Raw genomic sequence first — 24,076 nt, 5'->3', positions numbered from 1 at the left:
CATTTGCCGAGCATGATAACCAAACGCTACCGTTGCCGGTAACCGCGCGACATTTATACCAAGTATCTATATTCGATGCAGTCGCTGGGCGTCGCTCAACGGTACGCCATTTGTGTAGCGGTCCAGTCGACCAGTTCGCGAGCCAGCCTATCCGCGGCCATACCGAAGGCATCGACCACGTCAGGGATGGCTTCGCTTTTCGCATTCTGCCGTTGAACGAAGCGCTGAGTGGCCACGAGTCGCTGTGAGCGGGTATCGATCAGCCTGGCGTCGAGGCGCAGGGTGGCTTCGGGCAGGTCGTTGCGGTACTCGCTGTGAAAGGAGCGCAGGTCGCTGAGCAGTTCCAGGTCAGCCGACACCATGCTCTCCGCGTGGACCAGGTTTGTGATACGACCGTCGTCCAGAAAAGCATCGAGAAGGCGATTCCGAATCAGGTGCGGCATGTCATCGGCCCAGCGAGCGCCTTCGTAGGCCCGTGGCTGATTGGGCTCTGGTACGACGAGTATGCGCGAGCCGTCGAGCAGGCCGCTGGCATGCGGCATGGCGAGGCGCAGGGTCGCGCGACTCTGCGTGCTCTGCACGGGAGCGGGGTCGAGCGCCTGGGCGGGCAGCTCGTACAGCGTGACGGGCGTGCGCTCCGTGACCAGGTTGCAGCCGGGCAGTGCAAACGCCATCGTCAGGAGCAGCAGCGACAGGGCTCGCTGAGTCATGGTGTGAACTCCTCGATGCGATCGCGTCCCAGCAGGAAGTCGCGTGGGTTCTCCTCCAGGCGGCGCACCAGACGATTGAGCGAGGAGAGGGTGTTGCGCAATTCGAGCGTGGCCGGCCCCAGACCCTGCACGCCACGCAGGCCGCTTTCCAGTGCGCCCTGGTTGTCCTCCAGCAGTGACTCGAGACTTTGAGCCGCACGGGCCAGGCTGCCGGTGATCTGGCGGGCATTGCCCAGGACTTCTTCCGCTTGCCCCTGGACGAGCCCCCCCGTGCGACCGGCCAGGGCACGTAACTCGGCGAGTGCGCGCGCGGCTTGCTCGGAAACCTCGAGCATGCGCTCGGCCAGCCGGCCTGGAGCGTCACCGAGGGCCGCGAACTGCGCCGTGGTGCGCTCCAGGTTGGCCAGCGTCCGTTCGATGCTGGCCACGTTCTCCTCCGACAGCACGTCTTCCAGTCGCGTCAGCACGCGATTGACGTTACCCAGTAGTTCCTCACTGTCGCTGAGCATGGCGCTGAGTGGCGACTGGTCGGCGGTGATGCGCGGCGGCGTGTCTCCATGAGTGACCAGCAGCGGGCTCTCAGGCGTCCCTCCCTGCAATTGGATGGACATGCTGCCGGTGATATTGGCCAGGGCGAGCCTTGCGCGCGTGTCCTGGCGAATGGGGACCTGGCTCTGCACGCGGATCAGGGCCAGTACGTTGCGAGGGTCGGCGGGATCGAGGCGCAGGTTGACCACGTCACCGACCCGCACGCCGCTGTACTCAACGGCGTTGCCTTCCGACAGGCCGCTGACTCCGTGGTTGAAGAGAACTTCGTATTGGGTAAAGGCCTGGTCGCGCGTGCTCTGGTTGAGCCAAAGCGCGAACAGGAGGCCGCCGACGGCCGCCAGCACGACGAACAGGCCGATCACGACATGGTGCGCCCGGGTCTCCATCAACGTTCCTCCCCGTTGGGTGACGAATGGTGTCGTGCCGCCTGGCTGGCGGCGCGGCCCCTGGGGCCGTGGAAATAGTCGCGTATCCAGGGGTCGTCGGTACCCTCCACCTCAGCCAGGGGGGCGGCGACCAGAATGCGCTTGCCGGCGATGACCGCCACCCGGTCACAACTCGAATACAGCGTATCGAGATCGTGCGTGACCAGAAAGACGCTGAAGCCCAGGGCATCGCGCAGCGTCAGGAGCAGGCGGTCGAAGGCGGCGGCACCGATCGGGTCGAGGCCGGCGGTGGGCTCGTCGAGAAACAGCACTTCGGGATCGAGGGCCAGGGCGCGGGCGAGCGCGGCGCGTTTGATCATGCCGCCGGAGAGCTCCGCCGGGTTGAGCCGTGCGGCGTCTGGCGGCAGCCCGGCCAGTGCCAGCTTGACCCGCGCGAGGCGCTCGGCGTCGGCCCGCGACAGGCCGGCGTGTTCGATCAGCGGCAAGGCGACATTCTCCTGCAGATTGAGCGAAGAGAACAGGGCACCGCGCTGGAACAGCACGCCGAAGCGGCGCTCGACCCGGGCGCGGCGGGCAGAAGACAGGCGCTCGAGCTCCTCGCCGAAGACACGAACGGTGCCGCCGTCGGGCCGCTTGAGGCCGACTATACTGCGCAGCAGTACCGACTTGCCGGTACCGGAGCCGCCGACCACGCCGAGTATCTCGCCGCGGCGAATGTCAAGGTCCAGGCCGTGATGCACCACATGCTGGCCAAAGCGATTGACCAGCCCGCGGATCTCGACGATAGCCTCGCCCCTCTCACTCACCAGCCCATCTCCATGAAGTACAGCGCGGCCAATGCATCGAGCAGGATCACCATGAAGATCGACTGCACCACGCTGGAGGTGGTGTGTTCACCCACCGACTGGGCGCTGGCCTTGGCCTTGAAGCCCTCCAGGCAGCCGATCACGGCGACCAGGAAGGCGAACAGCGGGGCCTTGACCATGCCCACCAGGAAATGCCGCAGCGGGATGTCGCGCTGCAGGATGTTGAGGAACTGGGTGGGGGAAATCTCCAGCGCCATGGAGCAGACCAGGGCGCCGCCCAGCATGCCGCTGAGCATGCCGACCAAGGCCAGGATCGGCAGGCTGATCGTCATCGCCAGCACCCGTGGCAGTACCAGCAGCTCGACGGGATCGAGCCCCTGGGCGCACAGCGCGTCGATTTCCTCGTTGGCCTTCATCGAGCCGATCTGGGCGGTGAAGGCACTGGCGGTACGACCTGCCAGCAGGATGGCAGCGAGCAGCACGCCGAATTCGCGCAGGAAAGAGTAGGTCACCAGATTAACCGTGTAGATGGTGGCACCGAAGTCGCGCAGCACCGTGGCCCCCAGGAACGCCACCACAGCACCGACGAGAAAGGTCAGCAGGGCGACGATGGGAATGGCATTGAGTCCGGTCTGCTGGACATGGGCCACCAGCGACGTGATTCGCCAGCGCCAGGGGGTAACCAGCGTGGCCAGCAACGTGCTGAGCGTAAGGCCGATGAAGGCCATGAGCTGCAGCTGCTGGCGGGCGAGTTGCTCGACGGTTTGCCCCAGCGCGGCCAAGGCCGCCAGCGGGCCGCTGCCCGGGGCGCGCGGCGCGAACAGGGGCTTGCGGGAGGCGTCGGCCACCGCCTTCAACAGGGCCTGGCGTTCCGCCGGCAGGTTCGGTGCCCACCGGTCGACGTCGAGCATGGTGTCGGGGCCCAGCAGGTCGACCAGCAGTGCGGCGCCGGAGGTGTCGAGTTCGCCGAGGCGCTCCAGGTCGATCGATTCGGCCTCGTGGACCCTGGCCACGGCGTCACGCAGGCTGGCATAGTGCGGCAGCGTCCAGTCGCCGATGGCTTTCAGACGATGAGCATCCTGCTCCAGTCTGCCGGGACGGGAAGCGTTGTCGAGCATGGCGAGTGGTCCGCTCTCCCTGAAATTGGTGCCCTCGGGCTTCTCGCCATCACTATATCGTCATACACCGTTAGGCGACAGCGAGCGGCGACCTATCTGCCATTGCCGTGCTGCAATTCACCGAGGATGCGCCTGGCCACTTCCTTGAGTCGTGGGCCCAGGTTGTCGACCATGATCGAATGACTCAGGCGATGGGCGGCACCGCCGCAGTTGATCGCCATCACTTCGGCCCCATCCTCGAGAATCAGTGGCGTGGCTACGGCGCTGATCTGCGACTGCCAGTCGCCTTCCGAGAGGCAGAAGCCGTAGCGGGCGTACTCCTCCTGGCTGCGCCTGATGCCTTTCTCGAGCGTTGGCCAATCGCTGCCGTGTTCCCTGGCGAGTTCGGCCAGGATCGCCTCGCGGCGCGACTCCGGCAGGCCGCAAAGCCAGGCTCGGCCGATCGCCGTGGTCGCCATCGGCAAGCGCGAGCCCACGTCGAGGCGCACGATCAACGGGCCGCTGCCATGGCAGCTCTCGATGTAGACCATGTCGGTCTTGTCGGCTGCCCCCAGGCTGACGTTGCAGTCCGTGGCCTCGGCGAACTGCTGCATGAAGGGGCGAGCGATCTCGCGAATGCCCTGGTTGGCCAGGAAACGGTAGCCCAGTGCCAGGATCCCGGGCCCCAGGCGATATTTCTCCAATCGGGTGTTGTGACGCAGGTAGCCGAGCTGGGTCAGGGTGTAGGTCAGGCGTGAGACGGTCGGACGCGGTATGCCGGTACGGCTGGACAGCTCGGCGTTGCCCAGATACTCCTCGCCGGTGCCGAAGGCACGCAGCAACTCGAGGCCGCGGGCCAGGGCGGTGACGAAATTGCGGTCCTTGGCCGGCGCGGTCTGCTCGTCTTCCACTGGGGCTGGTTTGTTCATGGGTTTCCCTGTCGCGAGATCGTAGGGCGGAGTATCGCATATCGCCCCGGGCCAGGTCCGCTGGCGACAACGGCCCGAGGTAAGGTCGGCTAGCTGTCCAGGCGCTCGATGATGCAGGCGATGCCTTGGCCGACCCCGATGCACATGGTGACCAGGGCGTAGCGGCCGCCCTTGGCCTCCAACTGGCGCAGCGCCGTCAGTGCCAGCCGCGCGCCGGAAGCGCCGAGCGGATGGCCGATGGCAATGGCGCCGCCATTCGCGTTGAGGCGCGCATCCTCGGCGTCGATGCCCAACTGCTTGGTACAGCCCAGTACCTGTACGGCGAACGCCTCGTTGATTTCGATGACGTCCATCTGGTCGAGCGAGAGTCCCGCGCGTTCCAGCGCCTTGCGACTGGCCGGGACCGGACCCAGCCCCATCACCCTGGGCGGTACGCCGGCCACGGCACTGGTCACGATGCGCGCCCTGGGAGTGATACCGGCGCGCTCACCCGCTGCCCGGCTGCCGACGATCAATGCCGCGGCGCCGTCGTTGAGTCCGGAAGCATTACCGGCGGTCACCACTCCGCCTTCGAACAGCGGGTTGAGACGGGCCAGCTTGTCGACATCGCTGCCAGGGCGGGGATGCTCGTCGCGATCCACGCTGAGCGGAGGCTGCTTGCGCCCCTGGGGCACCTCAATGGCGAGCAGTTCATCGTCATAGAACCCACGCGCCTGGGCCTCGGCGTATCGCGCCTGGGAGCGGGCGGCGAAAGCGTCGCTGACCTCGCGGCCGATGTCGAGGTCGTGGGCCACGTTGTCGGCGGTCTCCGGCATGCTGTGGCTGCCGTACTCGCGGGCGATCCAGGGGTTGGGGAAGCGCGAACCGATCACGGTGTCGAACAACGGCTGATTGCGGGCGAAGGGCGACTCCGCCTTGCCCAGGACATAGGGTGCGCGGGACATCGACTCCACGCCGCCGGCCAGGAAAAGTTCGCCTTCGCCCAGGCGCGTGGCGCGGGCGGCGTCCATTACAGTCGCCAGGCCGCTACCGCACAGCCGGTTGACCGTCTGCGCCGCCACCTCGACCGGCAACCCGGCCAGCAGCCCCGCGTGGCGCGCCACGTTGCGCGAGTCTTCACCCGCCTGGTTGGTGCAGCCGGCAAGGACTTCTTCGTAAGCCTCGGGCGCGAAGCCGTTGCGTTCCACAAGGGCCTTGAGCACGTAACCGAGCAGGTCATCGGGGCGGACCGAGGCCAGGCTGCCGCCATGGCGGCCGAAGGGCGTGCGTAGTCCGTCATAGATATAGGCGTCTCGCATGATGATCTCCTGTTGAGCGAAAGGCTCAGGCGTTGGTCAACGGCAGGCCGAGAGTAGCGCGTCGACGCAGCCACGGACTGGCGCGATAGCGCGGATCGCCGGTGGCGGCCAGCATGTTGTCGAGAATGGCGAGTATTCGTCGGCTGCCGTAATGGTCACCCATGGCCAATGGCCCATGGGGGTAGCCCAGCCCCAGTTCCACGGCGCGGTCGATGGTTTGGGGGGCGGCCACACCCTGCTGGGCGATCTCGCTGCCGACGTTGACAATGCAGGCCACCACCCGCTGCAACACGAAACCATTGCTGTCATGCAAGGCACTGACCGGTGTTCCGTCGTGACCGAGCAGGGTCATGGCGGCATCACGGTACTCGTCACGGGTGGCGGGCGTGGTCATCAACGAGCGACGCTTGTCGAGGCCTGCCAGGAGATCCACGGCAACGCAGCGCTCGGCCGGCACGCCCAGCCGCAGTGCGCAGGCGCTGGCATCCTCACCCAATGGCGCAACCAGGCAGAGGGCCTCGGAGGATGGCGCTGCGCCACTTTCCAATGGCCAACCGGCATTGTTCACCAGCGAGGAGAGCGCCTGGTGTGCTTCCGCTTCATCCGCCGCGACCCATACCGGGCGCGGTTCGGAAGCTGGCGGCAGGGGCGTCTCGTCGACTTGAGGCTTGCCGTCGACGTAACGGTAGAAACCCTCGCCGCTCTTGCGCCCCAGCAGGCCGGCAGTCAGTCGCTGACGGGTAATCGGCGACGGGCGGAAGCGCGGCTCCTCGTAGTACTGATGATAGATCGACTCCATCACCGCATGGGACACGTCGAGCCCGGTAAGGTCGAGCAGCGCGAACGGCCCCATGCGAAACCCGCCCTGGTCGACCATGATGCGGTCGATGGTGGCGGGGTCGGCCACGGTTTCACCTAGGATACGCAGCGCCTCGGTGCCATAGGCGCGGCCGGCATGGTTGACCAAGAAGCCCGGCGTATCGGTGGTGCGCGCGGTGAAATGGCCCATGGCGCGGCCGAGTGCCTCTACATCATCGGCGACGTGAGCGGAGGTGCGCAGCCCGGGGATGACCTCGACGATCTTCATTAGCGGTACGGGATTGAAGAAGTGGAAGCCGATCACGCGCTCAGGACGGCGACACGCCGATGCGATGGCGGTCACTGAGAGTGACGAGGTGTTGGTGGCCAGCACAGCCTGGTCGCCGAGAATCTTTTCGAGTTCGGTGAACAGGGATTGTTTGGCTTCGAGTTTCTCGACGATGGCTTCGACGACGATGTCGCACTCGGCCAAGTCGGTGAGCGAGGCAGCCTCCTTCAGGCTGGCCCGATAGCGCTCGGCATCGGCTTCACTGAGTCGTTGCTTCTGCACGCCGCGCTGCCACATGCCGGCGATGAAATCGCGCGCCTCGTCGACGGCACCTGCACGCAAATCGTGAAGGTAGACGGTCAAGCCGGCCTGGGCGGCAATCTGCGCGATGCCGCGCCCCATGGCGCCGGTGCCGACGATACCGAGTGTGTGGAAGCTAGTGCGGGGCGGCGAGGTGTCGTGCGACATGATGAGGTCCTCTCTGGCGGTATTTGTTATTTCGCATAGCAAAACATGGTTTCGTTTTATTGACTGCCATTCTAGGCTATGCAACAGTGCCTGACAATGAAAAGTGGTCCTTCATTCTGCTATGCGAAATATGGGCAGATGAAGCCTGTCATTTCAAGGCCTCTCGGCCAGATCAGCCCGGTTATTTCGTGAGGACATGCCATGATTCGCGATCCTGAACTGCTCGATCAGCTCATCGACACCATTTCCCGCTTCGTGCGCGAGCGCTTGATACCCAACGAGGCCCGCCTTGCGGAGGAGGACGCCGTTCCGCCCGAGCTGCTGGAGGAAATGAAGGAGATGGGCCTGTTCGGTCTGTCGATACCCGAGGAGTTCGGTGGCTTGGGGCTGACAATGGAGGAGGAGGCACTGGTGGCGATGGAAATCGGCAAGACCTCGCCGGCCTTCCGTTCGGTGTTCGGCACCAACAACGGCATCGGTGCCCAGGGGATCCTGATCGACGGTACGCCTGAACAGAAAGCGCGGTACGTGCCACGCCTTGCCACCGGTGAGCTGCTCAGTTCCTTCTGCCTCACCGAGCCCGACTCCGGCTCCGATGCCGCCAGCTTGCGCACCACGGCGGTACGCGACGGCGACCACTACGTACTCAACGGCACCAAGCGTTTCATCACCAACGGCCCCGAGGCCGACATCTTCACCGTGATGGCGCGAACCGACCCGAGCAACAAGGGAGCCGGTGGCATCACGGCGTTCATCGTCGAGGGCGACACCCCGGGACTCAAGCGCGGTCCTGCCGACAAGAAAATGGGGCAGAAGGGCGCTCACACCTGCGACATCATCTTCGAGGACTGTCGGGTGCCAGCCGAAAACATCATCGGCGGCCGTGAAGGGCAGGGCTTCAAGACTGCGATGAAGGTCCTCGACCGCGGGCGCCTGCACATTTCGGCGGTCTGCGTGGGCGTGGCCGAGCGCCTGGTCGAGGAGTCACTGAACTACGCCATCGAACGCAAGCAGTTCGGCATGCCGTTGGCCGACCATCAGTTGGTCCAGGCCATGCTTGCCGACAGCAAGACCGAGGCCTATGCCGGCCGCTGCATGGTGCTCGATGCTGCACGGCGCAAGGATGCCGGCGAGAACGTCTCTACGCTGGCGTCGTGCTGCAAGCTGTTCTGCGCCGAAATGGTGGGGCGCGTCGCCGACCGCGCGGTACAGGTGCACGGTGGTGCCGGCTACATCGCGGAATACGCGGTGGAACGCTTTTACCGCGACGTACGGTTGTTCCGCATTTACGAGGGCACCACTCAGATCCAGCAACTGGTGATCGCCCGCAACATGGTGCGGGAGGTGAGCTGATGACGCTTTCGCTGACGCGCCGGGCACCGGACGAGACGATCTTCGGCCGCCTGGCAAGCGAGCTGGTGGCCGAACTGCCCGAGCGGCTGAGCTCCCGGGTGCTGCACAACGCAGACTGCCTGGCGGGCCTGCCGGCGCTGGTCGACGGTGAGGTGCGTTGGAGCTATGCCGAACTGGGTCGCGAGATCCGTGCCACAGCCGAGTGGCTCGACGCCTTGGGAGTGCGACCCGGGGACCGCATCATGACCGTGAGCGAAAACAGTCGGGCGCTGGTCGCACTGCTGCTCGCGGCCAGTGAAAGCAATGTCTGGGTGGCCATCGTCAACTCGCGTCTCTCGGCCCCCGAGATCGATGCCATCCGCGACAATTGCCAGCCGCGCCGGGTGTTTTATACCAGCGAGGCATCACCGGACGCCGAGGCGCACGGGCTCCGGCATGGCGCCGAGATATATGACCACCCCTCTCTGGGTCGGCTGAGGCTGTCGGCGCAGGACGAGGTGGAGACTGAACCGGTGGCAGCCAGCGGTGCCGATCAAGTCGCGGCGATGATTTATACCTCGGGCACCACCGGCACACCCAAGGGCGTCATGCTGACCCACCGCGGCATCCTTTATATTGCATCGCTCTCGGGCGGCATGCGCCACCTGGGACCCGGCGAACGAGTCTATGGCGTGCTGCCGATGTCCCATGTGTTCGGCCTGTCGTCGGTGTGCATGGGCTCGCTCTATAACGGAGCCTGCCTCTATACCGTGCCACGCTTCGAAGCCGCCGCCATGCTCGAGGCATTGGAGCAGGAGCGCATCACCGTACTTCAAGGTGTGCCGGCCATGTTCGCACGCACCCTGGAATTTCTGCGACGCGAACGGCGCCCGCTCGTGGCGCCCGAGTTGCGCTACATCTCCGCTGGCGGCTCGCCGCTCGACGGCGATCTCAAGCGCCGCGTGCAGGCATTGTTCGGTCTCACGCTGCACAACGGTTACGGGCTCACCGAGGCGAGCCCGACCATCAGCCAGACCCGCATCGACGACTGCTTCGACAACAATACCGTGGGGCGCGTGCTGCCGCTGCTGGAGTATCGCCTCGAAGCGCTGGATGAGGGCGGTGAAAATGAGCCCAACCATATGGGGGCCGGTGAACTCTGGGTGCGCGGCCCCAACGTGATGAAAGGCTACTTTCGCCAGCCGGCCGCCACGCGTGCCTGCCTCACCGAGGAGGGCTGGCTCAATACCGGTGACATCGCCCGCTTCGACGAGGACGATCAGCTCTACATCGTCGGCCGTAGCAAGGAGCTGATCATCCGCTCCGGCTTCAATATCTATCCGCCCGACGTCGAGGCGGTGATCAACGAGCATCCCGATGTCACCCTCTCGGCGGTGGTGGGTCGCCAGGTAGAGGGTAACGAGGAAGTCGTGGCATTTATCCAGTGCGAGCCCGCTTCGACTGTCAGCGAGGCGGCGTTGCGCGAATTCATTGCCGAGCGTCTGGCTCCGTACAAGCGCCCGACACAGCTGGTACTGATGGACGTACTGCCGGCCACGGCCAGCGGCAAGATTCTCAAGGGTCGTCTGCGCGACCTGGCCAGCCGCGAAGGCAATGCATGAGCGAGCTCCCGCACCCGCCGACGATGGGCTGTCTCGAACTGCTCGGCATGGGCGAAGGCGCCTTTCGCCGCTACAGCTGCAGCGAGTCGCCGGAGGGAGTGGTCGAGTGACATGGATGCGGTGGCGTACCGGCCTGCTGGTGGTGGTCACGCTGACCACGTTGTGTCATCTCGTCATCGGCAGCCCGCCGTTGCAAGCGCTTGGCGTGTTCGCCCTGGTGGGCTACCTGATAACCCTGAGGGGAGAATTTTCCTCCATGGCGTATGGGCTGCTGCTGGTCGCCGGCATGTTGACCCTGGTCGTGCTATGGCGCACCGAGACGCCGGGCCGGTTGTTGTTCGAGGCGGCGGGGCGCTTTGCCTTCTTTGCCACCTTCGTGGTGGTATTGAGCCTGCTGCGCCTGCCGGCCTATCGCTCACGGCTGGTCCGTCGTTGCGGTGGGGCGATGTTATTGCAGCCTCCCGGCCGCCGCTATCCGATCCTCTCCACCGGCTCGGCGCTGTTCGGCATCATCCTGAACATTGGCGTGCTCAACCTGTTCGCCGGCATGATAGAAAAGAGCAATACCCTTGCCGCGGCCCGGGGCCGTGCCTGGGTTCGCCGTGCACGCCAGCGGCGGATGTTGCTGGCCTTGCTGCGCGGCTTCTCACTGGCGCCGCTGATCTCGCCCATGGGGATCGGGGTGGCGGTCGTGCTCTCCAATCTGCCCGAGCTGCGCTGGCTCGATCTGGCCCCCTATGTGATCGGGGCCTCACTGGTCATCTTCCTGGTCGGCTGGGGTGTCGACCATGTCACCGGCCCGCACCCCGTTACGCAGCCATCGGCACAGCCGGCTCCCTCGTTGGCCCCGCTGGGACAGTTCTGCCTGCTGCTGCTGGGCATCGTCTCGCTGGTCTTCCTGCTCGCTTGGGTTTTGGGCTTGCGCTTGCCGATTGCCGCTCTGCTGGGGGCGCCATTGGGAGCCTTTGCCTGGCTCGCCTGGCAGCGCCGCCGCCTGGGCCAACTGGGGGTGCCGGCGGCGCTCGCCACGCTGCGACGTCAGTTGCCCTGGCTGCTGGCGCCGAGTGCCAATGAGATCGTCGTGCTTGGTGCCGCGGGCTATCTCGGTCATCTATGCGTTGCGCTGGTGCCGGTGACAAGCCTCGGTCCGCTCACGACTCTCTTTGCGCCGCTGGGCGCCGCCAGCGCCGTGCTGGCGATGCTGCTGGTGATGGGCCTGGCCCAGGTCGGGGTCAATCCCATCATTACCGTCACCCTGCTGGTCGGCCTGTTGCCGGAGCTCGACATCGCGGGCCTGACGCCGGCGCTGCTCGGTGCGTCACTGATGGTGGGTTGGGCGCTGGCGCTGATGTCCTCGCCGATGACGGCATCGATGCTGATCCTGTCGCGCTTCAGCGGTGTCGCCTCGACCCGCATCGGCTACCGTTGGAATGCACGTTTCCTTTTGGCCTGCATTCCGCTGCTGTCCGGTTGGTTCCTATTTGCGCCTTGGTAAGGTGTCCGAGGCTTGGCCTCACTACTTTGTGATTCCGCTGTGCGGAAATTCAGCTCGGTCTGCCCGCCAGGCCGATGAACGTGAATCGGGAGAGAGCCCATGAAAGTACTCGTCGCGGTCAAACGCGTCATCGACTACAACGTCAAGATCCGCGTCAAGGCGGATCACTCCGACGTCGATCTCACCAACGTCAAGATGGCCATGAACCCCTTCTGCGAGATCGCCGTGGAAGAGGCGGTGCGACTGAAGGAGAAGGGAGTGGCCACCGAGGTGGTCGCCGTGACCATCGGCCCCAAGGCCGCCCAGGAGCAACTGCGTACCGCGCTGGCGCTGGGCGCCGATCGTGCCGTGCATGTCGAGACCGAAGAGCGCGTCGAGTCGCTGGCCGCGGCCAAGCTGCTGGCCAAGGTGGTGGAAGGGGAGCAGCCCGGTCTCGTCATTCTCGGCAAGCAGGCCATCGATACCGACAACAACCAGACCGGCCAGATGCTGGCCGCCTTGGCCGGCCTGCCCCAGGGCACCTTCGCCTCGGAAGTGACGGTCGAGAACGACAAGGTCCAGGTGACCCGCGAGATCGACGGCGGCCTGCAGACCGTCGAGCTGACCCTGCCGGCCATCGTCACCACCGACCTGCGCTTGAACGAGCCGCGCTACGCCAAGTTGCCCGACATCATGAAGGCCAAGAAGAAGCCGCTCGACGTCAAGTCGCCGGCCGACCTCGGCGTCGAGGTGGCGAGCCGGCTGACGCTGGCGAAGGTCGAATCGCCGGCCGAGCGCAAGGGCGGCATCAAGGTGGGCTCCGTCGACGAGCTCGTGGACAAACTCAAGAACGAAGCCAAAGTGCTTTGAGGGGAGCCGATTTCATGAGCATCCTGGTACTTGCAGAACATCACGACGGCCAGCTCGCCGGCGCCACCGCCCACGTCGTCGCGGCGGCCAAGGCCATCGGGGGTGACATCGACATCCTGGTCGCGGGCGAGAACGTCGGCGCCGTGGCCGAAGCGGCGGCCAAGCTCGACGGCGTGAGCAAGGTGCGCGTTGCCGATAACGCGGCCTACGCCCACCAGCTCGCCGAGCCCATGGGTGCGCTGCTGGTCGAGCTCGCCGGCGACTACAGCCACGTGTTGGCCGCCGCGTCGACCACCGGCAAGAACGTGCTGCCACGGGTTGCCGCACTCAAAGACGTCAGCCAGATCTCCGAGATCCTCGAGGTGATCGACGCCGACACCTTCAAGCGTCCCATCTACGCCGGCAACGCCATCGCCACGGTCAAGAGCGCCGACAGCCTCAAGGTGATCACCGTGCGCACCACGGCGTTCGATGCGGTGGCAGAGGGCGGCAGCGCCAGCGTCGAGAGCGTCGACTTCGTGGCCGAGAATGGCCAGTCCACCTTCATCAAGCAGGAGCTGGCCCAGAGCGACCGTCCCGAACTGGGCGGTGCGCGGGTGGTCATCTCCGGCGGTCGCGGCATGGGCAGCGGCGAGAACTTCAAGCTGCTCGACGGCATCGCCGACAAGCTGGGCGCGGCCATCGGCGCCTCGCGTGCCGCGGTGGATGCCGGCTTCGTGCCCAACGACATGCAGGTGGGGCAGACCGGCAAGATCGTCGCGCCCGAGCTCTACATCGCCGTGGGCATTTCGGGGGCGATCCAGCACCTGGCGGGGATGAAGGACTCCAAGGTGATCGTGGCGATCAACAAGGACGAGGAGGCGCCGATCTTCCAGGTCGCCGACTATGGTCTCGTCGGCGATCTGTTCGAGATCCTGCCGGAGCTGGAAAGCAAGCTGTAAGCCTCTTTTAGTGTAATGAAGCCGGCCGTGAGGCCGGCTTTCAAGTAAAAGGCCCCACGAGGGGGCCTTTTTTTATCTCGGCAAGCCGTTTCGGATGTGTCAGGCAGCGGTGAGCCTCTCGCTGACGAATTCGAGGTGATGGTCCACGTCGCCCAGATAATGGTCGAACATCACCAAGCGCTTGGCATAGTGGGAAATGCTGCATTCATCGGTCATACCCATGGCGCCGTGGAGCTGGATGGCCTGCTCGGCAACGAAGCGCGCGGCTTCGCCGCAGTAGGACTTGGCAGCGGCCACGCGGTAGTCGCGTTCGGCGGCGGGGCGGTCGAGGCTGGTAGCGGCGAGGATCGCCATCGAGCGGGCCTGCTCCAGATTCAGGTGCATATCGACCATGCGATGCTGCAATACCTGAAAGGTTGCCAGGGGCTGGCCGAACTGGCGGCGCTCCTTGAGAAACGCCAAGGTCTGGTCGCAGGCGACCTCCATGGCTCCCACCGCCTCGGCGCAGAGTGCTGAGCGGCCCAGTGCCAGGGCAGCGTCGAGGGCTTCGCCGGCGTTGTCGGACAGGCAGGCGTCTTGTGGCAGGATGACGCCGCTGAATTCGATGTCGCACGCTTCACGGCCATCCAGCGTCGGATAATCGCGACGCGTGAGGGCGTCGCTATCGATGGGCACCAGGAAGATGCCGAGCCCACCTGAGGCGAGGCGGGCGGTGACCAGCAACGCCTCGGCCGAGGCAGCGGCCAGCACTACCTGCTTGGTGCCCTCGAGCACCCAGCCATCGGCCCGACGCTCGGCGCGGGTGACAATGTCGTGGGGGTCATAGCGGGCTTCGGCTTCCTGCCAGGCCAGCGCCAGCCTATGCTCACCGCTCAGTAGCGGCTCCAGCCAATGTTTTCGTTGGGCCTCGTCCGCCAGGCTTGCCAACAACGTGCCCGGCAGGAGCAAGGCTTCCAGGTAGGGTACGCTGATCAAGCCCTTGCCCAACGACTGCATCACGATCATGGCATCGATGCCGTCGCCGCCCAGGCCGCCAACCGCTTCCTGGAACGGTAATTGCAACAGGCCCAGCTCAGCGAAGGTGCGCCACAGGGGAGATGGCTCACTGGAAGAAGTCTTCTCGGCGTGCTGATCGACGTGGGGCTGCCCCCCCTGGTCGGCAATCAGGCGCTCCAAAGTGTCGGCGAGCATGCGCTGCTCGTCGCTGTAGGAAAAATCCATGTGGGCTCCTTACATACCGAGTAGGGACTTGGCGACGATACTCTTCTGGATCTCGTTGCTGCCGCCGTAGATCGAGAGCTTGCGCCGATTGAGATACTGGGCGCCGGCGGCGGCATTCTCGGCCTGTTCGGCATCGAGCTGCGCGTCGCCGTAGAGAAACTCCGGAAAGAACGGCAGCGCAGCCGGACCCAGTGCGCGACGGGTCAGCTCGCTGAGCTCCTGGCGTAGCTCCGAGCCGCGCACCTTGAGCAGTGAGCTCTCGGCGCCGGGGGCGCCGCCGTCGCGTGCGGCAGCGAGCACCCGTAAGTGCGTGACTTCCAGCGCCATCAGCTCGAGCTCCGCCTTGACCACGCGGTGGCGGAAGCTGGGCAGCTCGAGCAGTGGCCGGCCGCGATGTCGAACACGAGTGGCCACCGACTTGAGATGACGCAGCGCCTGCTTGGCGTGGCCAAGGCCGGCGATGCCGGTGCGCTCGTGGGTAAGCAGGAACTTGGCGCAGGTCCAACCCTGGCCCTCCTCGCCGATACGGTTGGCGACCGGTACACGCACCTCGTCGAGGAATACCTCGTTGACCTCGTGAGCCCCGTCGAGTGTGATGATGGGCCTAACGCTAAGCCCCGGGCTTTGCATGTCGATCAACAGGAAGCTGATGCCGGCCTGCTTCTTTGCCTCGGGGTCGGTACGCACCAGGCAGAACATCATGTTGGCGTGCTGGCCAAGGGTGGTCCACGTCTTCTGACCGCTGACCACGTATTCATCGCCATCGCGCACGGCCCGGGTGCGCAGGCTGGCCAGGTCGGAGCCGGCACCGGGTTCGGAGTAGCCCTGGCACCACCAGTCGTTGTTGGCGAGGATGCGCGGCAGATAGTGGCTCTGCTGGTCCTGGTTGCCGAACTTCATGATCACCGGCGCGACCATGCTGACACCGAAGGGTACGATGGTCGGCGCATGAGCCGCGGCGCACTCCTCATCGAAGATGTGTCGCTCCACCGGGCCCCAGCCCGGGCCGCCATGCTCCTTGGGCCAGTTGGCACCGAGCCAGCCGCGCTCGCTCAGGAGGTTTTGCCAGCACACATGATCATCGGCGGAAAGCCGGCGGCCTAGTCGCACTTTTTCGCGAATGTCGACGGGTAGCTCGGTGGCCAGGAAATCACGGACTTCCTGGCGAAATGTTTTCTCATCGGGAGAGAAATCAAGGTTCACGAGGCGTGTCCTCTTAGAGTGGCTTGGCGGTGGGGGCCACCCAGGTGGCGCGGATAGTCGAGCGCCTCGATGGCGAGCAGGTCGATATCGCTGTCGCGGTAGGCCCAACCGCGGCTTGCCAGCATCAGGCTGGCCGCATCCATCGCCGCATGCGGGTTGGGTCGATCGTCGCGGACCGCCTTGTCCAGTGCCGCCAGCAGGCTGCCCCGACGGCTCACCACGACCCCTTGGCGAAGCGCCTTCAGTGCATTGGCGACGGCCTGCTGCTCGTCGGGGTCGGCGCTCAGGGCGACCAGCTCCACCATGCCTTGCTGGTCAGGCACGATCAGTGCCATGGAGATGTCGATGGCGTCGAGGTTTTCGGCTTCGCTGGGCGATAGCAAGGCGATGCGCAGGCAGTGCGCCGGGCACGCCATATCGACACCGGGAGCGATGAGGCAGGCTTGTGTGTCGTCATCGGGACGGTCACTCAGTTCGAACCCGGCGCGGTCGGCCTTGGCTTTTAGACGTGGGAAGAGTTGATGCTCGCCGAGCAGGGCGATGCGAGTCACCGCGGGTGCCTCGCCGGCATCGGGGACCTTGTGAGGCGCGCGAGCGGCGAAGAAGGCGTGGATCAGCCCGGCACGCTGGGGGGAGTCCATGCATTCAAGAAACAGTTCGCGCTCGCGGCGCAGTCCTTCGGCCAGGCTGCCTTCGCTGCTGGCCGCGATGGCATCGACACAGCGGAAGGGGGAGAAGAGGTCGGGAACCTCGGCCTCGAGCCTGGCCCGGATGCATTCGATGGCCTCGGGGGCCGCTGCCGGGGGCGGGAGCTCGCCCGTGATACGTGGCGTTTGCCTGCCGTCGATCACGTCGCGTGCCGCTGCTAGCCCGGCCTCTAGCGGGCTGTCGTGCTCCAGCACGGCATCGACGATTCCGAGTTCAAGGGCCTCTCCGGCCGAGGCGAAGCGGCCGCTGGTGATCAGGTCCAGTGCCGCCTCGATACCGGTCAGGCGTGGCAGGCGCTGAGTCCCGCCGGCACCGGGCAACAGGCCCAGCTTGACCTCGGGCAGACCGACCTGGGTGCCTGGCAATGCCACGCGCAACTGGCAGCCCAGCGCTACTTCGAGCCCGCCACCGAGTGCCGTACCGTGCAGGGCGGCGATGATGGGCTTGGTGCTGGACTCGAGACAAGCAATCACCTCGGGCAGGATCGGCGCCTGGGGCGGCTTGCCGAACTCACGGATATCGGCACCGGCGATGAAGGTGCGGCCGCGAGCAACCAGCACCAGCACCTGAGCTTCGGGGTCACCGTTGCCCTGGACGACGGTGTCCATCAGGCCTTGGCGAACGGCCTGCCCGAGGGCATTGACCGGTGGGTTGTCGATGGTAATGACACCGATGCCATCCTGGCATTGATAGGTCACGGGGCTGGTCATGCAATACCTCATGAATCGATGGGGGGCGTCAGGCGTGTCTCTCGCTGCCCTGCCTGTCGCTGACTCCAGCGTGAAATGACGACGGCTGGGACCAGCGCGGCGAGCGCGAAGGTGAACAGTTCTAGCTGGCTCAGCGGCACCATGCCGCCGCCGGGCAGTGCGAGCATGAGGCCAGCCAGCAACACCAGGGGCCGAGCCACGCACTCCGAGACCATGCCCATGCCGAGGCGGCCCACGCCGATCAGGTAGCCCTGCATCGCCGAGGCGAACAGCACGATGCCCACCAGCGCCTGTACGAACACGAGGCCGATCTGCAGCGGCTCGCCCTGCATGATCAATGCCGGGTTGAGCACGAACAGGAACGGGATGAAGTAGATCACGCTGCCCAGGCGCATGGCCTGCAGGCCGGTGGCCATGGGTCGTGCGCCGGCCACGGTGGCGGCGGCGAAGGCGCCGAGCGCGACGGGAGGCGTGATGAAGCTGAGCATGCCCCAGTAGAGAATGAACATGTGCACCGCCATGGGGTCGAGCCCACCACCCTGGATCAGTGCCGGCGCGAGTGCCACGGCCAGAAAAATATAGGCAGCGGTGACGGTCATGCCGATGCCGAGCACGAAACTGGTCAGGGCTCCCATGATCAACAGCAGCGGCACATTGCCTCCGGCAATATGAATGAAGTCGTTGGCAATGGTGCCGGAGAGACCGGTCATCGACAGGGCACCGACCAGCATGCCGACGCCGGCCAGAATGGCGATCAGCTCGGCGAACAGCTTGGCCGCCGAGGAGAGCGACTCGCCCAGTTCGCGTAGCCCCCAGCGGTTGCGGGGGGAGAACTGATTGAGTACGAGCAGCAGCGCGGTGGCATAGAAAGGCGCCACCGCCTCGCGCTGCATGATCAACAACATCCACACCAGCAGCGCGAAGACGAAGATGAAGTACCAGCCCTGCTTGAGGGTATGCCACAGGGAAGGAAGCTCCTCGGCGGGCAAGCCCTTGATGTCGTGGCGCGCGGCATAGGCATCGATCTGGATGAACAGGCCGAGGAAATAGAGTATTGAGGGGATGACGGCAGCCAATGCCACGGCGGCGTAGGGTACGTCGAGGAACATCGCCATGACGAAGGCAGTGGCCCCCATCACCGGCGGCATCAACACCCCGCCGGTGGAGGCGCAGGCTTCCACGCCGCCGGAAAAGGAGCGCCCCATGCCGATGCGACGCATGGCGGGAATCGACAGCACACCGGTGGTCAGTACATTGCTGATCACGCTGCCGCTCATCGAGCCCATCAGGCCGCTCGAGAAGATGGAGACCTTGGCGGGGCCGCCACGTACGTGTCCCAGCAGGGCGAAGGCCAGGTCGATGAAAAACTTGCCGCCCCCGCTTTTCTGCAGGACCACGCCGAAGACCAAGAAACCGATGACCAGGCCGGCAAAGGCCTGCAGCGGTACCCCCATGATGCTTTCGGTACTCATGGTGTGGTACATGGCGGTCTCCTCCAGGGTGGAGGGGAACGCCTGTATTGGCCCGGGCACGATATCCGCGACCAAGGGGTAGAGCGAGAATGTCGCGGCGATCACGGCGATGGGCCAGCCTCCGGCGCGACGAGCGGCCTCGATGATCAGCAACCACCAGGCATAGCTGGCGATGATCGCGGTATCGGGAGCGGCGAAAGCCCAGCCACGCTCGAGAATCGATTCGGCGTGATAGACGAAATAACCACCGACGACCAGCGTCACTAGGCTCAACGCATAGTCATACCACGGTACCGGACGATACTGCAGTGACGACTTGACGGGCCACAATAGATAAACCAGTGGCAGCAGCAGGGCCACCACGGCATAGTAAAACTGCGTTTCCAACCCGGTGACGATGCGAAGCCAGCCCAGGTTGAACAGGTAGTCCAAGGTCATCAGCATCAGCACCACCGTCACGGCGCCTGGGATCCAGCGCAGGGCGGTAGGCAACGGGCGGACGTGAGTGACCTTTTCCTTGAGCTGGCTGGGCGACTCGGGGGGGGATGATGCGGTGGTCATGGCGGCGTCCGTTAATCGGGAAAGGGGCGGCACGGCCGCCCCAGGGTCAGGCTCTCAACGGGATCTCATTCGAAGACCGGATCGAACCCGGCGTCGGAAAGCGCCTTTGCGCGGGCCTGCATCCAGGCGTCACGGAACTCATCTTCTTCGGATGGGGCGTCCTCGAGGAAGGCGTTCCAGGTCTCCAGCAGCAACTGCTGACGCTCGACCAGCGAATCCTGGTGAGCCTGCATCTCGTCGGTCCATTCGCCGATCTCCTTGTAATACTCGACCACGGCATCATGGAAGGGCAGGACCCATGTCAGATCCTGATGCTCGAAGGCATAACCCACGGCACCGGGTGCGGCATCCTTATAGTCGTCGTAGTTGTCTTGCAGCGCCTTGATCAGGCCGTAGGCAACCTTATCGTCGAGATCCTGGTTGGCCACCACGATCGGGTAGGGATAGCTCGCGCTGGGCACGGGATTGTCCGCGCTGATATCCCCCGCACCGGCAGTCACTTCATGGGGTTGGAAGTACGGCGCGATTGCCAGCATGCGCTGCCATCCCTCGGCGTCATCGGGATCGAGTACCGGCCAGCTGATGCCGCGCGGGCTGCTGGCGAGCTGCTGGGCTGGCGGTGTCACGGTAGTGGTGAAGGAGGCGTCTACATCGCCGGCAATGATGCCGTCGAAAGAACGTGCATAGCCCGGGTAGTCGACGCGCTCGACGTCGTCCCAGGTCAGGCCGCCGAACGCCAGGTAGGCCTCGGTTCCTTTGTTCAAGGCGTCGTCGCCGCGGATGTAGGCGATGCGCTTGCCAGCGAGGTCCGCCGGGGTTTCCACGTCCAGATCACCCGCCACGGCCAGTGACAAACCGAACGAGGCGGTGGAGGTGGTGATAACGCGGATCGGCTGCGGGCCCCAGTCGCGATCGGCGAACATCAGCACACCCTCGGCACCGTAGTAACTGGCGATACCGCAGGCACACAGGTCGACCCGGCCCTGCTTGAGGGGCGTCATGCGTGACACGTCGTTGTCGCCAGGAAGAACACGTACCGAGGTCCCGTACTGGTTCTGCAGCATGTTGCCGATGGCGACGGCTTGGGCATAGCCGCTGGAGTTGGTGCCGTAGGCCGTCCAGGCCATGGTACCGGGAAGCTCGACCTCAGCGGCCTGGACCATGCTGGTAGAGAGCAGCGAGAGGGGCAGCGCGGCGAGAACGATAGAGCGGGACAGCTGGCGCATAGGAGGCTCCTGTGCTGTTGAAGTGGTTGTTGTTTTGCTATGCGGTATTTGATTCCGAAATCTGTGATCGATACTAGGAAGGCGCTGCGTCGGTGTCAACGCATGCCAGGTAAAGAGATCTCCTGGGGTTTCCGCTAGGCGAAACGTGACGTTTCGGGAAGACAAGAATGTCGTAAAAAGAAGGGGTTGCCCGAGCCGCCCTGGGCGCGCCGAGGCGAGGTGATCGACCAAAGTATAGGGGCGTGCCGTTCGAGTGAGCGGCCCCTCCCACGCCTGGCGCGCTATTCCGAAGGACGAGAGAGCTCGCGCCAGGCGGCGTAGGTGCTGAGGAACACCCGCCCGGTCATGTCATCGAGAAAGTCGCTGCACTTCAGGCGATCCATCACCGGCCCCTTCACTTCGGCCAGATGCAGGGTGACGCGAGAATCCCTGAGGCGGGCATTGATGGCGTCCAGGCTCTCCAGGGCCGAGGCATCGATCAGGTTCACCGCGGAGCAGATCAGCACCACATGCTCGAGCTCGGGAAGCGTTGCCACCAGGTCGTAGACGGTATCCTCCAGGTAGCGGGCATTGGCGAAATAGAGGCTTTCGTCGATACGCAGCAGCGCCACATGGCTGGCGGTCTCGGTTTCGTGACGCTCGACGTTGCGGAAATGCTCCGTGCCGGGGATGCGCCCGACCAGCGCGCTGTGGGGGCGGCTGGTACGGTAGAGGAAGAGTCCGATGGAGAGTGCGACGCCGCTGATGATGCCGGTCTCGACGCCTTCCAGCAGGGTCAGCAGGATGGTAATCGCCATGGCCGAGAAATCGCTGCGAGAGTAGCGCCAGGTCTGTCGAATCATGGGAATGTCGATCAAGGTCAGGATCGACACGGTGATCGTTGCCGCCAGGGTGGCAATGGGAAGATGATGGAGCGCCGGGGTAAGAAACAGCGTCACTGCCCCGATGCCGAGCGCGGCGAACAGTCCGGCAAGCGGAGTCTGCGCTCCGGCGTCGTAATTGATTACCGTGCGGGTCAGTCCGCCGGAAATCGGCATGCCCGCGGAAAAGGCGGCGACGATGTTGGCGCCGCCCAGACCGACCAGCTCCTGGTTGGGCGAGATGCGTTCGCGCCGGCGTGCGGCGAGCATTTGACCCATGGAGACCGACTCGACGAAGCCCACCACGCTGATCAACAGGGCCGGCACCAGTAGCGCCTGCCAGAGGTCAGTATCGAAACCGGGCAGGGTGAAGGGCGGCAGCCCCTGGGGGATGTCGCCGATCACCGCGACGCCGGTTTCCGCCAGCTCGAAGTGCCAGGTGATCAGCGTGGTCGCGACCACGGCAAGAACGGGGCCTGCGCGGGTGATCAGGTCGGCCAACGGCCTGGGAAGCCCGATGCGGCGCAGCGCCGGCTTCCCGTACTGGCGCAGCAGCAGCAGGAACAGCAGGGTGCCGATGCCGATGGCCAGTGTCTGCAAGTGAACCTCGGGCAGCCTGCGTACCAGTTGCATCAGCCTCGGCAGCAGGTCGCGGGCGTCGAGCCTGACGCCGACCAGGTAGCCCACCTGGCTGGCGGCGATGAGAATGCCCGATGCGGTAAGAAAGCCGGCGATCACGGGGTGACTGAGGAAGTTGGCCACGAAGCCCATGCGTAGCAGGCCCATGAGGAGCAGCATAAGCCCCGAGAGAAGCGACAGAATCAGCGCTGCCTGCAAGTATTCGGGCGTACCCGGCGAAGCGACACCCGACAGTGCCGCGCCGGTCATCAGCGCTATGATCGCCACCGGCCCCACGGCCAGGGTCCGGCTGGTGCCCAGCAGGGCATAGGCGATGGCCGGCAACAGGCTGGCATAGAGCCCCACCACCGCAGGCAGACCGGCCAGCACGGCGTAGGCCAGCGACTGGGGGATCACCATGACGGTGACGATCAGGCCCGCCAGCACATCGGCACCGCCCAGGCGGCGATTGTAGTGGGGCAGCCAGGTGAGGATCGGCAGGTAGCGTCTGAGCATCCCGTCTCTTAGTGTCAGGGGCTTGGGAACACCAGACTAAACGATATTGGTGGTCGAGTTCAGTGTTGGTTAGCATCTGGTGAAATACACCGCACAACGACAGCTCATCACAGGACACGCCATGAAACCCGAAACCATCGCTCTGCATCACGGCTATGCGCCAGACGACCAGCACTCCGTGGCCGTGCCGATCCATCAGACCACTTCGTTCTCCTTCGACAGCGCCCAGCATGCGGCCGACCTGTTCGACCTCAAGGTCGAGGGCAATATCTATTCGCGCATCATGAACCCCACGTGTGCCGTACTGGAACAGCGCATTGCTGCGCTGGAGGGCGGAATCGCCGGACTGGCGGTGGCGTCGGGCATGGCGGCGATCACCTACGCGATTCAGACCATCGCCGAGGCTGGCGACAACATCGTCTCGATCAGTGAGCTGTACGGTGGCACCTACAACCTCTTTGCTCATACCCTGCCACGGCAGGGGATTCAGGTGCGCTTTGCCGACAAGGACGATATCGCCGGTATCGAGTCGCTGATCGACGCACGTACCAAGGCCGTTTTCTGCGAGAGCGTGGGCAACCCCTCCGGCAGCGTGGTCGACATGGAAAGGCTGGCTGAGATCGCCCATCGCCACGGCGTTCCCGTGATCGTCGACAATACCGTGCCCACGCCTTTCCTTTGGCGCCCCATCGAACACGGTGCCGATATCGTCATCCACTCCGCGACCAAGTATATCGGCGGCCATGGCACCACGATCGGCGGTGTGATCGTCGATTCCGGCAAATTCCCCTGGGCCGAGCATTCGCAGCGCTTCCCGCTGCTCAATGAGCCGGATGTCTCCTACCATGGGGTGAGCTACACCCGCGACGTGGGCGAGGCGGCCTTCATCGCGCGGGCGAGAGTCGTTCCGTTGCGCAATACCGGAGCGGCACTCTCTGCACAGGCAGCGTGGAACCTGCTACAGGGGCTGGAAACGCTGTCGCTACGCATCGAGCGGATCTGCGCCAACGCCCAGCGGGTGGCCGAGTACCTCGAAGGACACCATGCGGTGACCTGGGTACAGTACGCCGGACTGGCGAACCACAAGGATCATGAGCTAGCCCAGCGTTATATGAACGGTCGCGCTTCGGGCATTCTCAGTTTCGGCATTCAGGGTGGTCGCGAGGCGGGCGCGCGTTTCTACGATGCCTTGGGCATGATCCTGCGCCTGGTCAATATTGGCGACGCCAAGACCTGCTCGTCTATCCCGGCTTCGACCACCCACCGTCAGCTCAACGACGAGGAACTCGTCGCCGCCGGCGTGACACCCGATATGGTACGCCTGTCCATCGGTATCGAGCACGTCGACGATATCATCGCGGACCTGGAGCAGGCCCTGGCCGCCAGCCAGGCCTGACGCCGTACGGTGCGAG

At 65.0% G+C, this 24,076-nt stretch carries 19 protein-coding genes; 6 read left to right on the top strand and 13 right to left on the bottom strand.

The genetic code is table 11. From position 1 onward, the window contains the following. Positions 1-95: 95 nt before the first annotated feature. From HNO53_RS10600 to HNO53_RS10570, 7 genes are all read right to left on the bottom strand, one after another. Positions 96-710 carry an ABC-type transport auxiliary lipoprotein family protein gene (locus HNO53_RS10600; protein WP_209478435.1) on the bottom strand — a complete coding sequence of 205 codons (615 nt, stop codon included), beginning with the start codon at positions 708-710 and terminating at the stop codon, positions 96-98. Then, positions 707-1,645, bottom strand: coding sequence for an MlaD family protein (locus HNO53_RS10595; protein ID WP_209478433.1), 939 nt, complete (start codon positions 1,643-1,645; stop codon positions 707-709). The genes HNO53_RS10600 and HNO53_RS10595 overlap by 4 nt, the downstream gene beginning before the upstream one ends. Continuing rightward, a complete protein-coding gene (locus HNO53_RS10590) occupies positions 1,645-2,451 on the bottom strand; it encodes an ABC transporter ATP-binding protein (protein ID WP_242597607.1) in 807 nt (268 codons plus the stop codon). The genes HNO53_RS10595 and HNO53_RS10590 overlap by 1 nt, the downstream gene beginning before the upstream one ends. Then, entirely contained in the window at positions 2,448-3,569 is a 1,122-nt protein-coding gene (locus HNO53_RS10585) for an MlaE family ABC transporter permease (protein ID WP_209478432.1), read from the bottom strand. The genes HNO53_RS10590 and HNO53_RS10585 overlap by 4 nt, the downstream gene beginning before the upstream one ends. A 92-nt stretch (positions 3,570-3,661) precedes the next feature. Beyond that, the gene (locus tag HNO53_RS10580; RefSeq protein WP_209478430.1) at positions 3,662-4,477 is read right to left on the bottom strand and encodes an IclR family transcriptional regulator; all 816 of its coding nucleotides are present in this window, start codon (positions 4,475-4,477) and stop codon (positions 3,662-3,664) included. An 89-nt stretch (positions 4,478-4,566) separates the two neighbouring features. Continuing rightward, entirely contained in the window at positions 4,567-5,775 is a 1,209-nt protein-coding gene (locus tag HNO53_RS10575; protein WP_209478428.1) for a 3-oxoadipyl-CoA thiolase, read from the bottom strand. Positions 5,776-5,800: 25 nt separating this feature from the next. Continuing rightward, a complete protein-coding gene (locus HNO53_RS10570; RefSeq protein ID WP_209478426.1) occupies positions 5,801-7,330 on the bottom strand; it encodes a 3-hydroxyacyl-CoA dehydrogenase in 1,530 nt (509 codons plus the stop codon). Positions 7,331-7,531: 201 nt separating this feature from the next. Here HNO53_RS10570 and HNO53_RS10565 point away from each other — a divergent pair, with 201 nt between their 5' ends. From HNO53_RS10565 to HNO53_RS10545, 5 genes are all read left to right on the top strand, one after another. Beyond that, positions 7,532-8,683 carry an acyl-CoA dehydrogenase family protein gene (locus HNO53_RS10565; protein WP_209478424.1) on the top strand — a complete coding sequence of 384 codons (1,152 nt, stop codon included), beginning with the start codon at positions 7,532-7,534 and terminating at the stop codon, positions 8,681-8,683. Further along, positions 8,683-10,284, top strand: a complete 1,602-nt coding sequence (locus HNO53_RS10560; RefSeq protein WP_209478422.1) for a class I adenylate-forming enzyme family protein — start codon at positions 8,683-8,685, stop codon at positions 10,282-10,284. Before HNO53_RS10565 ends, HNO53_RS10560 begins: the two co-directional genes overlap by 1 nt. A gap of 115 nt (positions 10,285-10,399) precedes the next feature. Next, complete coding sequence (locus HNO53_RS10555; protein ID WP_209478605.1) at positions 10,400-11,779, top strand: hypothetical protein; 1,380 nt, start codon at positions 10,400-10,402, stop codon at positions 11,777-11,779. Between the two features lie 99 nt (positions 11,780-11,878). Beyond that, on the top strand, positions 11,879-12,628 hold the full coding sequence (locus tag HNO53_RS10550) for an electron transfer flavoprotein subunit beta/FixA family protein (protein WP_209478420.1): 750 nt from the start codon (positions 11,879-11,881) through the stop codon (positions 12,626-12,628). Between the two features lie 14 nt (positions 12,629-12,642). Next, positions 12,643-13,569, top strand: coding sequence for an electron transfer flavoprotein subunit alpha/FixB family protein (locus HNO53_RS10545; protein WP_209478418.1), 927 nt, complete (start codon positions 12,643-12,645; stop codon positions 13,567-13,569). 99 nt (positions 13,570-13,668) lie between these two features. Here HNO53_RS10545 and HNO53_RS10540 read toward each other — a convergent pair whose 3' ends face one another. From HNO53_RS10540 to HNO53_RS10515, 6 genes are all read right to left on the bottom strand, one after another. Further along, positions 13,669-14,790 carry an acyl-CoA dehydrogenase family protein gene (locus tag HNO53_RS10540; protein WP_209478416.1) on the bottom strand — a complete coding sequence of 374 codons (1,122 nt, stop codon included), beginning with the start codon at positions 14,788-14,790 and terminating at the stop codon, positions 13,669-13,671. A 9-nt stretch (positions 14,791-14,799) separates the two neighbouring features. Then, positions 14,800-15,993 carry an acyl-CoA dehydrogenase family protein gene (locus HNO53_RS10535; RefSeq protein WP_209478415.1) on the bottom strand — a complete coding sequence of 398 codons (1,194 nt, stop codon included), beginning with the start codon at positions 15,991-15,993 and terminating at the stop codon, positions 14,800-14,802. Continuing rightward, the gene (locus HNO53_RS10530; protein ID WP_209478413.1) at positions 15,990-17,411 is read right to left on the bottom strand and encodes an enoyl-CoA hydratase/isomerase family protein; all 1,422 of its coding nucleotides are present in this window, start codon (positions 17,409-17,411) and stop codon (positions 15,990-15,992) included. Before HNO53_RS10530 ends, HNO53_RS10535 begins: the two co-directional genes overlap by 4 nt. 8 nt (positions 17,412-17,419) lie before the next feature. Next, a complete protein-coding gene (locus tag HNO53_RS10525) occupies positions 17,420-19,444 on the bottom strand; it encodes a TRAP transporter permease (protein WP_209478412.1) in 2,025 nt (674 codons plus the stop codon). A gap of 65 nt (positions 19,445-19,509) precedes the next feature. Beyond that, on the bottom strand, positions 19,510-20,670 hold the full coding sequence (locus HNO53_RS10520; RefSeq protein WP_209478411.1) for a TAXI family TRAP transporter solute-binding subunit: 1,161 nt from the start codon (positions 20,668-20,670) through the stop codon (positions 19,510-19,512). 281 nt (positions 20,671-20,951) lie between these two features. Then, the gene (locus tag HNO53_RS10515; protein ID WP_209478410.1) at positions 20,952-22,664 is read right to left on the bottom strand and encodes a SulP family inorganic anion transporter; all 1,713 of its coding nucleotides are present in this window, start codon (positions 22,662-22,664) and stop codon (positions 20,952-20,954) included. Positions 22,665-22,785: 121 nt separating this feature from the next. On the opposite strand from HNO53_RS10515, the gene HNO53_RS10510 reads away from it, so the two are divergent. Continuing rightward, positions 22,786-24,060, top strand: coding sequence for an O-acetylhomoserine aminocarboxypropyltransferase/cysteine synthase family protein (locus tag HNO53_RS10510; RefSeq protein ID WP_209478409.1), 1,275 nt, complete (start codon positions 22,786-22,788; stop codon positions 24,058-24,060). Positions 24,061-24,076: the final 16 nt, after the last annotated feature.

Origin of the sequence: Billgrantia antri (genome assembly GCF_017868935.1) — a bacterium.
Classification (GTDB): domain Bacteria; phylum Pseudomonadota; class Gammaproteobacteria; order Pseudomonadales; family Halomonadaceae; genus Halomonas; species Halomonas antri.
The sequence above is the reverse complement of the archived record's forward strand: the minus strand, read 5'-3'. Positions and strand labels throughout refer to the sequence as shown.

What these genes read in the sequence shown, in the direction of transcription:
- HNO53_RS10600 (WP_209478435.1), bottom strand. Translation starts at nt 710, where the DNA reads ATGACTCAGCGAGCCCTGTCGCTGCTGCTCCTGACGATGGCGTTTGCA.
- HNO53_RS10595 (WP_209478433.1), bottom strand. Translation starts at nt 1,645, where the DNA reads ATGGAGACCCGGGCGCACCATGTCGTGATCGGCCTGTTCGTCGTGCTG.
- HNO53_RS10585 (WP_209478432.1), bottom strand. Translation starts at nt 3,569, where the DNA reads ATGCTCGACAACGCTTCCCGTCCCGGCAGACTGGAGCAGGATGCTCAT.
- HNO53_RS10580 (WP_209478430.1), bottom strand. Translation starts at nt 4,477, where the DNA reads ATGAACAAACCAGCCCCAGTGGAAGACGAGCAGACCGCGCCGGCCAAG.
- HNO53_RS10575 (WP_209478428.1), bottom strand. Translation starts at nt 5,775, where the DNA reads ATGCGAGACGCCTATATCTATGACGGACTACGCACGCCCTTCGGCCGC.
- HNO53_RS10570 (WP_209478426.1), bottom strand. Translation starts at nt 7,330, where the DNA reads ATGTCGCACGACACCTCGCCGCCCCGCACTAGCTTCCACACACTCGGT.
- HNO53_RS10565 (WP_209478424.1), top strand. Translation starts at nt 7,532, where the DNA reads ATGATTCGCGATCCTGAACTGCTCGATCAGCTCATCGACACCATTTCC.
- HNO53_RS10560 (WP_209478422.1), top strand. Translation starts at nt 8,683, where the DNA reads ATGACGCTTTCGCTGACGCGCCGGGCACCGGACGAGACGATCTTCGGC.
- HNO53_RS10555 (WP_209478605.1), top strand. Translation starts at nt 10,400, where the DNA reads ATGCGGTGGCGTACCGGCCTGCTGGTGGTGGTCACGCTGACCACGTTG.
- HNO53_RS10550 (WP_209478420.1), top strand. Translation starts at nt 11,879, where the DNA reads ATGAAAGTACTCGTCGCGGTCAAACGCGTCATCGACTACAACGTCAAG.
- HNO53_RS10545 (WP_209478418.1), top strand. Translation starts at nt 12,643, where the DNA reads ATGAGCATCCTGGTACTTGCAGAACATCACGACGGCCAGCTCGCCGGC.
- HNO53_RS10540 (WP_209478416.1), bottom strand. Translation starts at nt 14,790, where the DNA reads ATGGATTTTTCCTACAGCGACGAGCAGCGCATGCTCGCCGACACTTTG.
- HNO53_RS10530 (WP_209478413.1), bottom strand. Translation starts at nt 17,411, where the DNA reads ATGACCAGCCCCGTGACCTATCAATGCCAGGATGGCATCGGTGTCATT.
- HNO53_RS10525 (WP_209478412.1), bottom strand. Translation starts at nt 19,444, where the DNA reads ATGACCACCGCATCATCCCCCCCCGAGTCGCCCAGCCAGCTCAAGGAA.
- HNO53_RS10520 (WP_209478411.1), bottom strand. Translation starts at nt 20,670, where the DNA reads ATGCGCCAGCTGTCCCGCTCTATCGTTCTCGCCGCGCTGCCCCTCTCG.
- HNO53_RS10515 (WP_209478410.1), bottom strand. Translation starts at nt 22,664, where the DNA reads ATGCTCAGACGCTACCTGCCGATCCTCACCTGGCTGCCCCACTACAAT.
- HNO53_RS10510 (WP_209478409.1), top strand. Translation starts at nt 22,786, where the DNA reads ATGAAACCCGAAACCATCGCTCTGCATCACGGCTATGCGCCAGACGAC.